This window comes from Mycobacterium colombiense (assembly GCF_001672755.1).
Classification (GTDB): domain Bacteria; phylum Actinomycetota; class Actinomycetes; order Mycobacteriales; family Mycobacteriaceae; genus Mycobacterium; species Mycobacterium colombiense_C.
This window is the reverse complement of the sequence record NZ_LZKI01000034.1, coordinates 92487-105823: the sequence shown is the minus strand read 5'-3', so window position 1 is coordinate 105823 and position 13337 is coordinate 92487. Positions and strand designations below refer to the sequence as shown.

The following is a 13337-nucleotide window of genomic DNA, read 5'->3' as shown; positions in this document are numbered from 1 at the left end:
TTGAAACGTAACATCTGATATTTCAGATATCAAACGTTAGATCTGCCGTTTGGTATTCTGCGCAGGTGGCAGGCATCGACATTTCCGGCACGGTCCGCGAGCGCGCCGCCCGCGAGCTGCGCGACCGGATTCTTACCGGCGCCCTGCCGGCGGGATCACGCGTCGACCTCGACGCCATCACCGAGGAATTCGCGACCAGCCGCACGCCGGTGCGCGAGGCGCTGCTGGAGCTGTCCTTCGAAGGGCTGGTCCAAGTCGCCCCCCGCAGCGGCGTGACGGTGCTCGGCATCAGCCCGGATGACGTGCTGGACAGCTTCACCATCCTCGGTGTGCTCACCGGACAGGCCGCGGCGTGGGCGGCCGGGCGGATCGAGGCAGCAGAACTCGAGACCCTGCGTGTACTCGCGGCCGACGTCGTCGCACGGTCCGGCGACGACAGCATCGGCGAAGCCAACTGGCATTTCCACCAGATGATTCACCGCGCCGCGCACTCGCCCCGGCTGCTGAATCAGATCAAGCAGGCCGCCCGGGTGGTGCCGAGCAATTTCCTCACCTTGTTCCCCGAGCACGAGAAGCACTCACTCGACGAACACCAGGAGCTGCTGGACGCGCTCGCTGACAAAGACTCCGAGCGGGCCCGCGTGATCGCCGAACGACATGTGCTGGATGCGGGTCGCTCGCTGGCCGAGTGGCTGGAGCAGCGCCGCGACGGTTAGGCGAGTGCAGGCAGCACCTTGTCGGTGAGCAACTGGACCGACTTCCACGCTTCGTCGACCGGCATGCCGCCGACCAGCGGGTGCATGACGAGCGGGCCGTAATTGTCCGCGTCGCGCACCTCCGCGATCAGCTGATCGGGGGTGAGGAAGCGGTACCGGCCCGACGCCCTGACCTGGTCCAGGGTTTGGACTCCGGGCAGGTGCATGAGCGAACGCTGATCGGTTGACCATCGGCCGTAAGTGATTGCCTCCCAAAGGATGTGATCACCGAGCTCCGCCCACGCCCGGTCTGGATCCTCGTGCAGATAGATCATTCCGCGGTTGATCGGCCCCGGCATCAGGATGAACGGCGACATGCCGGCCTCGGCACACAGCTCCCGGTAGTACGCGGCGATGTCCGGCAGGTGGTCGGCCAGGCTGAGTGGCAGCCGGAACCGGGCAGCGCGGCGTGCCGTGGCACGAGCGCCGCCCCCGACGTACAGGGGTGGGTGCGGCCGCGTGAAGGTGCCGGCGCAGATTGCGTTTTCCGGATCACCGCCGGACCAGATGGCCAGCATCTGCTCGAGCAGGCCGTCCATCAGCGCACCGCGCCGGCCGAAATCTGCTCCCAGGGCGTCGTATTCGACCGTCCGATACCCCAGACCCACCGTGGTGTGCAGGCGGCCGCGGCTCATGTTGTCGACGAGCGCGATGTCTTCGGCAAGCCGCACTGGGTTCCACAGCGGCCCCAGTGCGCAATCGACGCTCGCGATCAGCGTCGAGGTCCGGGCCAAGAACATCGCCGCAGCCATGATCGGATTGCAGCTCCACCCGTGCCCGGTCGCGTGATGCTCGTCGACGCTGATGGAGGTGATGCCGTGCGCCTCCCCCCACTGTCCCAGCTCGAGCGCCGCCGAAAGGAGCTTGCCCTGCGTGCGTGGATCACCCTGCGGGGACGCGAAGTTGAAGCGCAGTACCGTCAAGAGCATCGGCGATCCCGCCTCACGACGCTTCCGGCCCGGCCGCCGCCTGCAGGAAGGCCGGAAAGTCGGGGAACAGCGCGCGGTCGACGATCTCGATGCGGGTTCCCGCCGCGTCGACGTAGTAGGCGAAGAGCGCCAGATCCGGCGGAGCGGTGTCGGCGGTCGCTTCGAAGGTGAAGCCGGTGTCTTCCAATCTCTTCGCGCTCTCGGCCAAATCGTCGGTCCAGTAGCCGAGGTGGTGAATCGCGTTGCCGGGTGCCGCCGTCCAGGCCGTTCCCGGTACCTCCTTGATCAACTCGATGTGCGGCGCCTGCAGCGAATAGACGAAAGTCGAAGTCACCTCTTGGGTTCCGCTCGTCGTGCGGAATGGCAACGTGTAGCTGACCGGGGTGATCCAGCGATAACCGGCCAGCGCGGACAGCCGGGCCATCGCCGCGTCGAGGTCGGAGACGATGATGCCGGTGTGATAGAAGTCCTCGGGCCGTAGCGCGAATTCCGTCATGTGTACCTCGCTATCTGACTGCGGAGCCAAGCACTTTCCCAGAAATTCGTGCTGCCGGCGAGCAGCTTTTCATGCGCTTCCCGCAGCACGCCGCGGCCCCCCGGATGGTCCGCCGGGACAAGCTCGGCGAGGTGGATGGCCTGTAGCGCACGACCGGCGGCCAGGTGTGCCCGCGCACGCTCCACCAGCGCATCGGCGCCGGCCAGCTCGATCAGATCGGCGGCCACGGAATCGAATGCGACCGGGTAGAGCTCGGTGGTCGATTCGTGGTGGAACCAGCCCGAGTAGTTCTCCCAGACGGCCCGCACATCCCACGCGACTTTGCCGTAGCCCTGGCCCACTTCGTATTCCGCGGGCAGGGTGATCTCCCGCATCAAGGTGCGAACGTCTTTGCCGGCGTTCATCCCGGAGACGGTCTGATCGTGGATGTACCGAATCGCGTCGCGCAGCCGGGTCAACTCCGCGTTGATGCGTTCGGCACCCCTGATCGGCTCGAAGTGGCCGGTCACCAGCAGGTCGGCCTGCAGGTCGCGGACCCTCTCCACCGATGCGATGGCCGTCAACGCGTCCCGATACCGGTCGCCGCGCATGGTGACCAGATTGGGAATGTGCCCGATCAGGGGTCCGAACGTGTTTCCGCACAGACAGATTCGTTCGTCGGGCAGCCAGATCACCAGGGAGTCGGTGGTCTCGCCGCCGGGGACGGAAATCAGTTCCATGCGTCGGCCCCCGACCTCCAGGCGCAGGGTGTCCTCGAAGTCGATGTCGACGACGGGCACGCTCTGGCCGGCCAGCCGCGTGGTTCCGAGGCGCCGCTGGATGGCCTGAATGCCACTGGCCAGAGTGTCCTTGAAGGCGAAGGCGCTGCGGTTGGCCCGGTACGGGATCAGCCGATCGTTGTCGTCACGCCAGGCCTTCCAATTCGCCTGTGCGACAACGGTCGTCCCGGGATCCCGCACGCTGTCCAGTCCGCCGACATGATCCACGTGGCCCTGCGTGAAGATGATGTAGCGCACCGGCGACGAGTCCACGGCGTCGAAGTTGGCGCGATGCACCGGACCCTCGAAGCCCATGCCGGTGTTGACGATCACCCGGCCCTCGCTCGTGGTGAGCAGATACGAGTTGGACAAGCCGGGCGAGCACCACAAGCCCGGGGCGATCTCTTCGGCTTTCTCGGCAGACGCCGGGCGCATCGCGTCGGCACCCGGCCTGCTCCGATAGACAGGTTCGGACATCGCTGGTGACCCCTTCATTCCGGACGGACGTCGAACTTGTCGAAGTAGAAGCCGAAACGGCCGCGCAGTTCGTCGGCGGAGGTGCCGAAGTGCCGCTGTAGTTCGTAGCGGATGCGGCCGTGTTTGCCCCGCGGATTGCCGTCCAGGTAGCGCTGGAAACGTTGCTGCACCTTGGGTGGTAGGTCGACACCGGCGCACTGGTAAAGCCGTTCGAGCACCGGCATCTCGTTGCCGTTGAGCTGATGGAAGTTGATGTCGATACTGCGTTCGGGCGCCACCAGGTCGCGGTCACGTACGCACCCGCCGAGCAGTCGGTACACGCGATCGCTCCAATAGTCCAGCAGCCACTGCGGATCAATGCTGTCGCGGCGCAACCGATCCGAGTACGCCATCATGGTGATCGCCGACTGGATCACCGCGACGGGATCACGGTGGGTGAAAGCCACTGTGGCATCGGGGAAAGTCGCCATCAGCGGGCCGAGCTGCTCGCAGTGCTGCGGACTCTTCAGCACCCATGTCCGCGGCCCGCGCAGGAAGGTCAGCGCCTGCAGCACCTTCTTCATGTAAGCGTAGTGCCGGGTCTGGTCGAGGCCCAGGTAATAGTCGCGCCAGTCGGGCACGCGCGCATGCCATTCCAGCACGTACGAGGCCAGATCAAGGTCGAGGAGCTCCACCTCCTCCTCGATCGCCTCGGGGAACCGGTCGTGCATGGCGGCCACCACAGGGGCGCTCACCATCAGCGCATCGTGCTCCGACTTGGCGCGCGCGTAGCGGGGATCGACGCCGAAGATGTCCGGGCCCTGCCCGAGCGCGGGGATGGGGTCCTGGCTCTCCCAGTACGGCAGAGCACGCCGGCGTGGGTCGGAGGCGATGAGATTCACCAGATGCGTGGTGCCGGAGCGCGGCATCCCGACGACGATGAATGGATTCTCGATCGGGATGGACTCGATCTCCGGATACCGCCGGATGAGCTCGGTCAGCGACATGCGGTTGCGCAGCAGGCGCACGATTCGTTGGCGCAGCGAGCCGCGGGTGAGCTGGCGCAGGCCTTCGTCGGCTTCGATCGCCGCGACGTGCGCGCGCAGGCGGTCGGCGAAGCCGTCGGTGTCGTCGAGATCGGCGGCTCCGGCCGGCAGACCGGTCTGCTCGACGGCCTCCGCGAGCATCCGGTCGATGTCGAGGTCGACGGGCCTGGCTTCGGTGAACTCCAGGATCTGACGCTGGACGTCGGTCAGTTGCGGCGCGGTCAAGTCATCGAAGTCGATGTCGTCAACCGCAGATCCCACTCCGGAACCCCTCTTCGACGCGTCAGGTGATATGCCACAGACGCTAGCCGCGGTGGAGATGCGTCGTTCATCCACCTCGCCGGTGGCCCGGCACTACAGGTTGGCCAGATCGTCGGGCACGTCGACCATGTGTTCTTGCAGCGCCTCCAGGGGCACCACTTCGAGGGTGCTCTCGTGAGTGGCCGCCAACACCACCGGCGCAGCGCATCCGTCGTGATGAGCGCGCAGCCAGTTCAGCGCGGTCACACACCAGCGGTCCCCCGGCAGCAGGCCCGGAAACCGGTACTCGGGCACCGGCGTCGACAGATCGTTGCCGATGGACCGCTGGTGTTCCAGGAATTCGGCGGTCATCACCGCGCAGATCGTGTGCCGCCCAAGGTCCTGAGGGCCGGTCGAGCAGCAGCCGTCGCGGTAGAAGCCGGTCAGCGGGTCTGTGCCGCAGGGTTCCAGCGGACCGCCTAACACATTTCGATCGGGCACCCGTTCAGTATTGCGCCCTCCGGGGGGAAGTTTGAAGCAATTTCGCCGACTGCGCCGTCAGGTTTCTTCAGCGCCGGTGCGTCCGCCGCCATGTGGACGCCCGGCCGGCAAACGTGTTAACTCGAACTGATGTCGACGCCACCCAACCCACCCGGAAATCCGCCCGGCGAGCCACCCTGGGGATGGCAGCCGCCCAGCTACGGGTCGCAGCCGAATCAGTACACGCCACCGCCGGGATATCCGCCTCCGCAGGCCTACCCCGGGCACTCGGGCTATCCGGCATACCCCGGTTACCCGGGATATGTTGACCCACAGGCGCCCTACGGCCGCGATCCGGTTTCCGGGCTGCCGCTGTCGGACAAGTCCGCCACCACCGCCGGCCTGCTCCAACTGTTCCTCGGCTTGTTCGGTGTCGGCCGCTTCTACATCGACACGACTCAGATTGCGGTGGCCCAGTTGTGCCTTGGTCTGTTCGGAGTTCTCTTCAGCCTGTTCTGTTTTCTGGGATTTCCGGTCCTGCTCGGCGGCATCGTCTGGGCGATCGTCGACGCGATCTTGATCTTCACCGGCAGCGTCAAAGACAACCACGGCCGCAAGCTGCGGTAGGAACTCGAGATTGGACAACGGTTTCGATTGTCCGGCAACGTTTTTGGCTCGGCGTGGGCCAGATTTTAACCTGGGCGGCTTCGCAAGGGCCCGGGGCGCGCCGGTGATGGTGGTCACGGATTGGTCACGATCGCGCGCGAAAGTCGCGACTCGACAGCGCTGACGACGAACCTGCCGCGACGCGCTGAGCAAATCCCGGGGAAATCGCCCCGAAAACTTATCGTCACATCGTGGAACGACGTACGGCCCTGAAACTCCCTCTGTTACTGGCGGCAGGCGCCGCAGTTGCCCGGATGCCCCGGGCTTCCGCGGAGGAAGCGGGCCGGTGGTCACCCGACCGCGCGAACCGTTGGTATCAAGCGCAGGGCTGGCTCGTTGGAGCAAACTACATTCCAGCGAACGCCATCAACCAGCTCGAGATGTTCCAGCCCGACACCTTCGATCCGCGGCGCATAGACACCGAACTCGGCTGGGCCCAGTTCTACGGCCACAACACCGCGCGGGTGTTCCTGCACGATCAGCTCTGGGCGGCCGATCAGCGTGGCTTCCAAACCCGTCTAGGTCAATTCGTCGACATCGCGGCGCGCCACCGCATCAAACCACTGTTCGTTTTCTTCGACTCCTGTTGGGATCCGCAACCGCGAGCGGGACGCCAGCGCGCGCCACGGCCCGGCGTGCACAACTCGGGCTGGGCGCAGAGCCCGGGCGCCGAACGACTCGGTGACCCGAAGTACGTCCCGGTAATGCGCGACTACGTCACGGCGGTAATGACCCAATTCCGCAACGACAACCGGGTTTTGGGTTGGGACCTGTGGAACGAGCCCGACAACCCGGCGCGCCAGTACCGCAACACCGAACGAAGCGACAAGGAGCAGCTGGTCATCAACCTGCTCCCCCAGGTCTTTCGCTGGGCCCGGGCGGTGGATCCCAGCCAGCCGCTGACAAGCGGTGTGTGGCGCGGAGATTGGGGACAGCCGCAGGGCCGCAGCGCGATCAGCGACATACAGCTGGCCAACGCCGATGTGATCACCTTCCACTCCTACGCCGGGCCTTCCGGGTTCGAGAACCGGATCAACGAGCTCACCCCGCTGGGTCGCCCCATCCTGTGCACGGAATACATGGCGCGGCCCCAGGGCAGCACCGTCGAATCGATCCTGCCGGTTGCGAAGCGCCACAACGTCGGTGCCATCAACTGGGGCCTGGTCGCCGGCAAGACCCAGACCTACTTCCCCTGGGACTCATGGGATCACCCCTACACCTCGGTCCCGAAGGTGTGGTTCCACGATCTGATCCGGCCCGAGGGACGGCCGTTCCAAGACATCGAAGCGCTCACGGTGCGAAAGCTGGCCGGTAATCAGACGTGAGCCGGATCGCGGCTTCCCTAATCCTTCGCTGACGTCAATCAACACCAAGCCGCAATCGACCTCCCGGTAGTAGGGTTATACCTGCTCAGAAGGGGGCGGGGATGCTCGTCGGTGTTGGTCGGCTATTGGCGACGCCATGACGTGGGAAAACCTGAGCGAAGCAGAACTGATCGCGTCGGCCGGCGGAGATCCGTGGGCGATCAACCAGAGCCTGCAGGCGGGCAGCCCGTTTCAGATCTCCCAGCTGGCAGAGGCCTTTCATGGCGCCGGCCGGCACACCGCCGAAGCCGACCACGCCTTCGAGGACGCTCGGAAACGCTTCGCCGCCGCCTGGAACCACCAGGATGGTGGCCACCCCATCAACGACTCCGATGAAGTCCAACGGGTCACCAAATCCCTTGGTGCGCAGTCCGAGCGACTGCCGAAGATCGGCGCCGATCTGGAGTCCATCGCGGCCGCCCTGGCCGACGCACAAAAGCAAGGGGCTCAAGAGATCGCGCTCCTGGACAGTGAGCTGCGGGGGCTCGACAGACTCATCGGCGCGATAAAACACGACTTGACGCTCGACCTCCCTCAGGCGGAACGCGCCAAATTGGAGAAACTGAAGGAGGCTGCGCACGCCCAGGCCGTGGACGACGTCCGAGACGCCGTCAAGCAGATGAATTCAATTCGAAACGCCTATTCGGACACGTTGCGGAAGTCGATGGACGCCCTGCATACCGACGGCTACGACCCTCCGAAAGCCGTGGACGACTGGATCGAGAGTCCGCTGAAGCCTGGTGAGGTAAGGGATCTCGGGCCGATCGCCGGTACCGGCGGCATTCCCGGCATCCCAGGCATCGGCGCGGCTGACTTAGGGGAAGTCGTCGAGGTTCCCGGGCAGCCCGGGAAGTACCTTGCGATCTTCGGGGATTCGTTCTCCGGCAATAAGGTCGGCGAGGGCGAGCATTATCGATCTGTGGCCGTACCAGTGACTTTCGACGCCGACGGGCGCCCGCATTTCGGTGCGCCATTGACGGGAGCAAAAGACAGCGGCCGTGAGCTGTTCCCCATGCCGGCAGAGGCGGTCAAGGCCGGAATCAACGATACGTTGCCGGCCGGAACGATCACGCTCGGCGACAAAACGTACATGATGGTGACGGGCACTCAGGGGGATTTGAAGCCAGTGGCTTCGTGGCTGGTCGAAGTCAACGGCGATCCCGGCAAGGGGTGGGCAATGGTGCCGGGATCGTATCGCGGCGCGGGCGACGCGCCCACACAGGTCAGCGGCTACAAAGGGTCAGACGGCAAGGTCTACATCGCCGCCGATTCCTTCGACCGCAGCCGAGGCATCACCATGTACCGCGCGGATCCCGGCAACGTGTTCGATCGGTCAACCTGGCAGCCTTGGAACGGGAACGACTGGGGAAAGCCCGGACAACAGGCCACCCAGGTAACCGCCAATCGCTACGGAGAGCTCAGCTTCCGGGAAATCGGCGGGAGGCCCGTGCTGTCTGGCTTTAATGTGGATGCGCACAAGGGAAGTATCGAAGTGCGGGTAGGAGCCAACCCGACTGAAATGTTCGGCGCGAACGTGCCCACGACTCTCGTCGCTCAGAACGGCGATCCAGGAGCCCCGAAGTTCATCCCGCAACCGTACGGTGGATACATCTTGCCAGGATCAACGCTAGACGATTTGAAATTATTTGGCAGTCAATGGAATACGCTTAAAGATGCAAACGGCGTGCCGTTCGGTACTCCGTACAACACCCGCGAATTTCAACTCAACCCCTATCACTGACCGCCTGAACCGATTGGATGCACATGGTCATCAAGAAGCTGGTCGGCGTCACGACACTCGTCGGAGCTACTTTCGCAGTTGCCTGCACGGCGCATGCCGATCCACCGAGATTTCCGGACCTGAGCGCAGACGCCCCGGTGAACGTCCGCGACTACACCATCGACGTTCCCAACCCTGGCCGGCCGCCCCTGCCAACGGTGTATTTCCTCACTCCGGATGGTGTCGTCTGCAGCTACACACCTGATCAAGCACAGTGCAGTGGAAATAACTTGCCCGCGGTGCCGCCCGCGCCTTCCAATCCGGACGCGGGAATCACCGGGGTCAATTGGATCGGAACCACCACAGGGCTGAAGCAGACGAATGAGGGTGAACCATCACGCGTGATCGACGGGCAGCCAGTCAAAACGCTTCCTCCGGGTCATTCCATCACCGTCAATGGCATCATCTGCGGGGTCGACAACGCGGGCACGACAGCGTGCAAAGACGCGCAAGGCCGTGGCTTCGTGCTGTCGCCGAAGGGATCTGGGTGGCTGCCTCACGTGTGAGGGCCGCTCGAGGGTGGCGGGGCAGTCACCGGACGCGCAGAGCGACCAGAGTGGCGATCCGAAAACACTTGGTGTAGAAGGCTTTACGACGCAGCGAAGTCGGCGACGGCGGTCATCTTGTTGCCGTCCCAGGCGGTGGCGAAGCCGCCGGCGTTGTATGCGCAGTTCAAAATGATGTCTCGGTGCGGCGGACTCTGCATCCACATGTCGAGGGCTTCCTTGGGAGTCGCGGCGGATCCGGTGCCCCAGAAGACGATCTCACCCGAGTACCGGCTCCTGTAGCCCGCAGCGGTGATTCGCGCCTGCGGCGACGAGCCGTCCGAACCGATGTGTCCGCTCACCCCGTTGCGTAGCATGTCGTCTGCGTGGCGCTGGGCGGCTTCGGTCAAACGCGGATCGTCGCTGATCGGCCCGCATGCCGGGCGAAGCTGGTTGATGCCGCTGTACAGCGCTGTCCCCGAATCGTCTGCGTGCGCGACGAAACCGGACAGTGCCCCGGGAGCCGTGATGAAGGCAGTGCAGATCGCGAAGACGGCGGTGATCTCGACTTTCTTGGCCATGATGCCTCTTGTCGCGCGCTCGCTTTGCTGTTTTCGGTATCTAAATGTTACCCATTTTCAACCAAGAACGATCATCGAATCGCAAATCCGTTCCGCGGCACCGACATGCTTACCGGCTCGACGGCGAGGCCGTTCTAGTGACCGGCGTTGTGGGCGAGATCGATGGCGTACTGGCTCACGAAATTGCCGGCCGGCGGATCACCTTTGCCGCATGTCCCATCGGACTCGCCGGGCCGCTTGATCCACAGGTACGCGTCGGCATGCGCACCCGCGGTGCTGGCGGTCGGCGGAGTGCCCAGTGCTCGGCCGCTCGGGTTGCACCAATTGAGGTCGGAGTCGGGTGCCGGTCCCGCACCGTTGCGCGACGTGTCGATCACGTAGTGCGAACCATTGGTGAGGCCCGAAATCGCTTCGCCGTAGCCGATTTCGTCGTCGGTGGTGAAGAAGTTCGCGGTGTTGATGCTGAAGCCCCGGGCGTGGCCGACGCCGGCCTGGTTGAGCCGGGCCGCCATGTCGTCGGCGCTGTGCCATCGCAGGTGACCCGCGTCGACGTACACGGCCGCGTTCGGATCCTTGGTCAGCGTGTCGACGGCGTAGCGGATCAGGTCGAAGCGTTCCTGGCGCGCATCACCCGACAAGCAGTCGGCCATGGCAAGCGCATCGGGTTCGACGACGATCGCCACCCGCGAAGCGCCCACGCCGGATGCGATGCCGTCGATCCACGAGCGGTAGTCGTCGGCCGAGCCCATACCGCCGGCGGCGAAGCTGCCGCAGTCGCGGTGGGGGATGCCATAAATCGCCAGAACCGGGATGGCGCCGGCCCCATTCGCGTCGCCGACATACTTCCCGACCGTTGCTGCCGACCCGCCCGGGACGATCCAGTAGGCCTGCGGCGTGTTGGCGATGGCGGTCAATTCCGGGCTCGGCGGATCGGCGCTCTGCGCGGCGCGCATGGCCGCCGAGGTCGGGTTGACGTAGAACGGCGCTCCGGCCAACGGGTCGCCGTCGGCGACCAGCCGCACCGCAGGGGCGGGACGGACCTGGACCGGGTCGGCGACAAGACCCATGCCGGCCACGGCTGCAGCTGTGAGCAAGGGGACGATCCACCGCGCGGCTGCACCTGCAGCTGAGAAGTTCACCTGAGGAAAATTAGTGGCTCGCAAGCATCGAGCGCCAATCGGCGCAAGCCCGAGCCGTGCGTCCGGTCGGCTAAACGAGTACGGCGACGGCCATCCGCTACATCGAGCCGCGCCCGCCAGGACTGCCGGCGAGAAGGCCGGCCGCGAAGGCCGCGCCCTTGTCGATCGCCGCGGCGTTGGTCGAATACGTGTCGTGCGCGGCGAAATTCATCCCGTCCGAGCAGATCGGGTCCTCGGCGGCGCACACCTGGAGGGTCTTGGCCTGATAGAGCGGGCCGATGGCAACCGGCGGCTCACCCAAGAAGTTCATCGCCTTTTCGTTGGGCAAGGCGAAGAGGACGACAGAAGAGACATGATTGGCGACTTCCGGATCCAACGGTCTGGGCACGCTCGCTGGATCGATCCCATTCGGTACGACGGGCGAGGTGACGAAGCCCATCACGGCCGCGCCTTGGGAGTATCCGCTGAGCACCATCTTGGTGTTGGGACAGTCGTGCGCCATCGACAGGACGTGAGCGCCCGCATCTCTGACGCCGGCCTCGCCCGCGTTCGTCCAGTCATGAGTGGCGGGGTAATCGACCGGATAGACGCCGAAGGACTTCGCGCCGATGCGCGGGTGCAGGGAGTCGACGAATGCCTGCCCGGTTGAGCCGAGACCGGGCGGATCGTCGGTGCCGCGGGCGAACACTACCTGCACATCCGGGCACGGATCGGCGGTGGCGGCGGGGACGGCGGTGGCGAGGATCGAAGCGGCGACGCCAGACGCCGCGGCTAGCGCAGGAGCAAGTAGACGAGGGCTGTGACGTGCGATCATGCCGCTGGGTGCCCAGAAACGGGGCCTCTAAACCGTGGCTTTGGGCCGCGGACCGACGTGGACGCTGTCGCGACCAGGCAAGCAATCGCGGAATGCGCTGACGGAGCGATCAGCCGGTTTCCAGCAAATCTGGAAACCGCTTACGTCCGTGCAGTCTTGGCGGTGGCGGAGGGATTTGAACCCTCGGACGGTTTTAGCCGTCACACGCTTTCGAGGCGTGCTCCTTAGGCCGCTCGGACACGCCACCGCCGAGCAGCTTACCGAACGGCATGCCCCTCACCCCAATCGCTGGCGGGCGAAGAAGGCCTCCAGCGGCGCGGCGCACTCCTGGGCCAGCACGCCGCCACGCACTTCCGGGCGGTGGTTGAGCCGTCGATCGCGGACCACATCCCACAACGACCCGACCGCTCCGGTCTTGGGCTCCCAGGCGCCGAACACCAGCCGGGCGATGCGCGACAGCACCAGAGCGCCCGCGCACATGGTGCACGGTTCGACGGTGACCGCCAGCGTGGCGCCTTCCAGCCGCCACCCATCGCCGAGGACCTCGGCCGCCGCGCGCAGCGCCACGATTTCGGCGTGGGCCGTCGGGTCTCCCCACGCCTCGCGGGCATTGACCGCGCGGGCCAGCTCGGTTCCATCGGCGCCGATCACCACCGCACCGATGGGCACGTCGCGGGGACCCGCCGTCGCGGCAACCGATAAGGCGGAACGGATCAGGTCTTCGTCAGTGATCACCGACCGAGGCGGTCGATCACCGCCGACAGCTGATCGGCGAAGCCCATCTCGCGGGCGATGCGGCCCAGCTGCTCGTCGGCGTACAGGTCGGTCTCGTCGAGGATGACCCCCAGGACCGCCTCAGGCAGCCCGACGTCGGACAGCAGTCCTAAGTCGCCCTCTTCGAAGGGATCCGAGTCCTCGAGATCCTCAGGATCGATGTCGGCGTCCAGCTTGTCGAGCACTTCCGCGGCGATGTCGTAATCCAGGGCCGCGGTGGCATCCGAGAGCAACAACCGCGTGCCCGACGGCGCCGGCCGGACGATGACGAAGAATTCGTCGTCCACATCCAGCAGGCCGAAGACCGCCCCGGAACTGCGCAATTCACGCAGCTCGGTCTCGGCGGCCGCCAGGCTCAACAGCGATTTACGGGCCATCGGGGCACAGCGCCACTGCCCCTCTTCACGCACCACCGCAACGCCGAACCCGTCCGGCGTGTCCGCGGACAGGCCCTGGGCAGAGGCCCGTTGTGCTCCCATGGCCGCTTACGGTAGTCCCTGACCAGGCCCCTGACCAGATGGCTCCTGGTAGCCGCGAGATCTGGCAGCGCCGTCCCCGGCCGGATGTGCCAACC

15 protein-coding genes and 1 tRNA gene are annotated in these 13337 nt (G+C 65.5%); 5 read left to right on the top strand and 11 right to left on the bottom strand.

Annotated elements, in window-relative coordinates; genetic code table 11:
* The first annotated feature begins 65 nt into the window (after positions 1–65).
* A complete protein-coding gene (locus A5708_RS04785) occupies positions 66–716 on the top strand; it encodes a GntR family transcriptional regulator (RefSeq protein WP_065027520.1) in 651 nt (216 codons plus the stop codon).
* Here A5708_RS04785 and A5708_RS04780 read toward each other — a convergent pair.
* The 5 genes from A5708_RS04780 to A5708_RS04760 form a co-directional block, all read right to left on the bottom strand.
* Positions 713–1684, bottom strand: coding sequence for an LLM class flavin-dependent oxidoreductase (locus A5708_RS04780; RefSeq protein WP_065027519.1), 972 nt, complete (start codon positions 1682–1684; stop codon positions 713–715). The genes A5708_RS04785 and A5708_RS04780 overlap by 4 nt on opposite strands.
* Before the next feature lie 13 nt (positions 1685–1697).
* A complete protein-coding gene (locus A5708_RS04775) occupies positions 1698–2180 on the bottom strand; it encodes a VOC family protein (RefSeq protein ID WP_065027518.1) in 483 nt (160 codons plus the stop codon).
* Entirely contained in the window at positions 2177–3415 is a 1239-nt protein-coding gene (locus tag A5708_RS04770; protein ID WP_065027517.1) for an MBL fold metallo-hydrolase, read from the bottom strand. Before A5708_RS04770 ends, A5708_RS04775 begins: the two co-directional genes overlap by 4 nt.
* A 14-nt stretch (positions 3416–3429) precedes the next feature.
* Entirely contained in the window at positions 3430–4701 is a 1272-nt protein-coding gene (locus A5708_RS04765; RefSeq protein ID WP_065027516.1) for a sulfotransferase family protein, read from the bottom strand.
* 93 nt (positions 4702–4794) lie between these two features.
* Positions 4795–5181 carry a DUF2237 family protein gene (locus tag A5708_RS04760; protein ID WP_065027515.1) on the bottom strand — a complete coding sequence of 129 codons (387 nt, stop codon included), beginning with the start codon at positions 5179–5181 and terminating at the stop codon, positions 4795–4797.
* A gap of 129 nt (positions 5182–5310) precedes the next feature.
* Here A5708_RS04760 and A5708_RS04755 point away from each other — a divergent pair, with 129 nt between their 5' ends.
* From A5708_RS04755 to A5708_RS04740, 4 genes are all read left to right on the top strand, one after another.
* The gene (locus A5708_RS04755) at positions 5311–5787 is read left to right on the top strand and encodes an NINE protein (RefSeq protein ID WP_065027514.1); all 477 of its coding nucleotides are present in this window, start codon (positions 5311–5313) and stop codon (positions 5785–5787) included.
* Between the two features lie 230 nt (positions 5788–6017).
* Entirely contained in the window at positions 6018–7151 is a 1134-nt protein-coding gene (locus A5708_RS04750; protein WP_065027513.1) for a cellulase family glycosylhydrolase, read from the top strand.
* Between the two features lie 136 nt (positions 7152–7287).
* Positions 7288–8931, top strand: coding sequence for a DUF4185 domain-containing protein (locus tag A5708_RS04745; protein ID WP_065027512.1), 1644 nt, complete (start codon positions 7288–7290; stop codon positions 8929–8931).
* A 23-nt stretch (positions 8932–8954) separates the two neighbouring features.
* Positions 8955–9476 carry a hypothetical protein gene (locus tag A5708_RS04740; RefSeq protein WP_155765892.1) on the top strand — a complete coding sequence of 174 codons (522 nt, stop codon included), beginning with the start codon at positions 8955–8957 and terminating at the stop codon, positions 9474–9476.
* A gap of 83 nt (positions 9477–9559) precedes the next feature.
* On the opposite strand, the gene A5708_RS04735 is transcribed toward A5708_RS04740, so the two are convergent.
* The 6 genes from A5708_RS04735 to A5708_RS04710 form a co-directional block, all read right to left on the bottom strand.
* A complete protein-coding gene (locus tag A5708_RS04735; RefSeq protein WP_065027510.1) occupies positions 9560–10036 on the bottom strand; it encodes a CAP domain-containing protein in 477 nt (158 codons plus the stop codon).
* A 134-nt stretch (positions 10037–10170) separates the two neighbouring features.
* Positions 10171–11175, bottom strand: coding sequence for a glycoside hydrolase family 6 protein (locus A5708_RS04730; RefSeq protein WP_065027509.1), 1005 nt, complete (start codon positions 11173–11175; stop codon positions 10171–10173).
* Positions 11176–11272: 97 nt separating this feature from the next.
* Complete coding sequence (locus tag A5708_RS04725; protein ID WP_065027508.1) at positions 11273–11989, bottom strand: cutinase family protein; 717 nt, start codon at positions 11987–11989, stop codon at positions 11273–11275.
* A gap of 157 nt (positions 11990–12146) precedes the next feature.
* A tRNA-Ser gene (locus A5708_RS04720) sits at positions 12147–12236 on the bottom strand.
* Positions 12237–12265: 29 nt separating this feature from the next.
* Positions 12266–12724 (bottom strand): nucleoside deaminase, encoded by a 459-nt coding sequence (locus tag A5708_RS04715; RefSeq protein WP_065027507.1) that lies wholly within the window; start codon positions 12722–12724, stop codon positions 12266–12268.
* Positions 12721–13242 (bottom strand): tRNA adenosine deaminase-associated protein, encoded by a 522-nt coding sequence (locus A5708_RS04710; RefSeq protein ID WP_007772009.1) that lies wholly within the window; start codon positions 13240–13242, stop codon positions 12721–12723. Before A5708_RS04710 ends, A5708_RS04715 begins: the two co-directional genes overlap by 4 nt.
* Positions 13243–13337: the final 95 nt, after the last annotated feature.

Bases quoted from the DNA above. Each gene is read 5' to 3' on its own strand.
- A5708_RS04780 (WP_065027519.1), bottom strand. From the start codon at position 1,684: ATGCTCTTGACGGTACTGCGCTTCAACTTCGCGTCCCCGCAGGGTGAT.
- A5708_RS04775 (WP_065027518.1), bottom strand. From the start codon at position 2,180: ATGACGGAATTCGCGCTACGGCCCGAGGACTTCTATCACACCGGCATC.
- A5708_RS04770 (WP_065027517.1), bottom strand. From the start codon at position 3,415: ATGTCCGAACCTGTCTATCGGAGCAGGCCGGGTGCCGACGCGATGCGC.
- A5708_RS04755 (WP_065027514.1), top strand. From the start codon at position 5,311: ATGTCGACGCCACCCAACCCACCCGGAAATCCGCCCGGCGAGCCACCC.
- A5708_RS04745 (WP_065027512.1), top strand. From the start codon at position 7,288: ATGACGTGGGAAAACCTGAGCGAAGCAGAACTGATCGCGTCGGCCGGC.
- A5708_RS04740 (WP_155765892.1), top strand. From the start codon at position 8,955: ATGGTCATCAAGAAGCTGGTCGGCGTCACGACACTCGTCGGAGCTACT.
- A5708_RS04735 (WP_065027510.1), bottom strand. From the start codon at position 10,036: ATGGCCAAGAAAGTCGAGATCACCGCCGTCTTCGCGATCTGCACTGCC.
- A5708_RS04725 (WP_065027508.1), bottom strand. From the start codon at position 11,989: ATGATCGCACGTCACAGCCCTCGTCTACTTGCTCCTGCGCTAGCCGCG.
- A5708_RS04710 (WP_007772009.1), bottom strand. From the start codon at position 13,242: ATGGGAGCACAACGGGCCTCTGCCCAGGGCCTGTCCGCGGACACGCCG.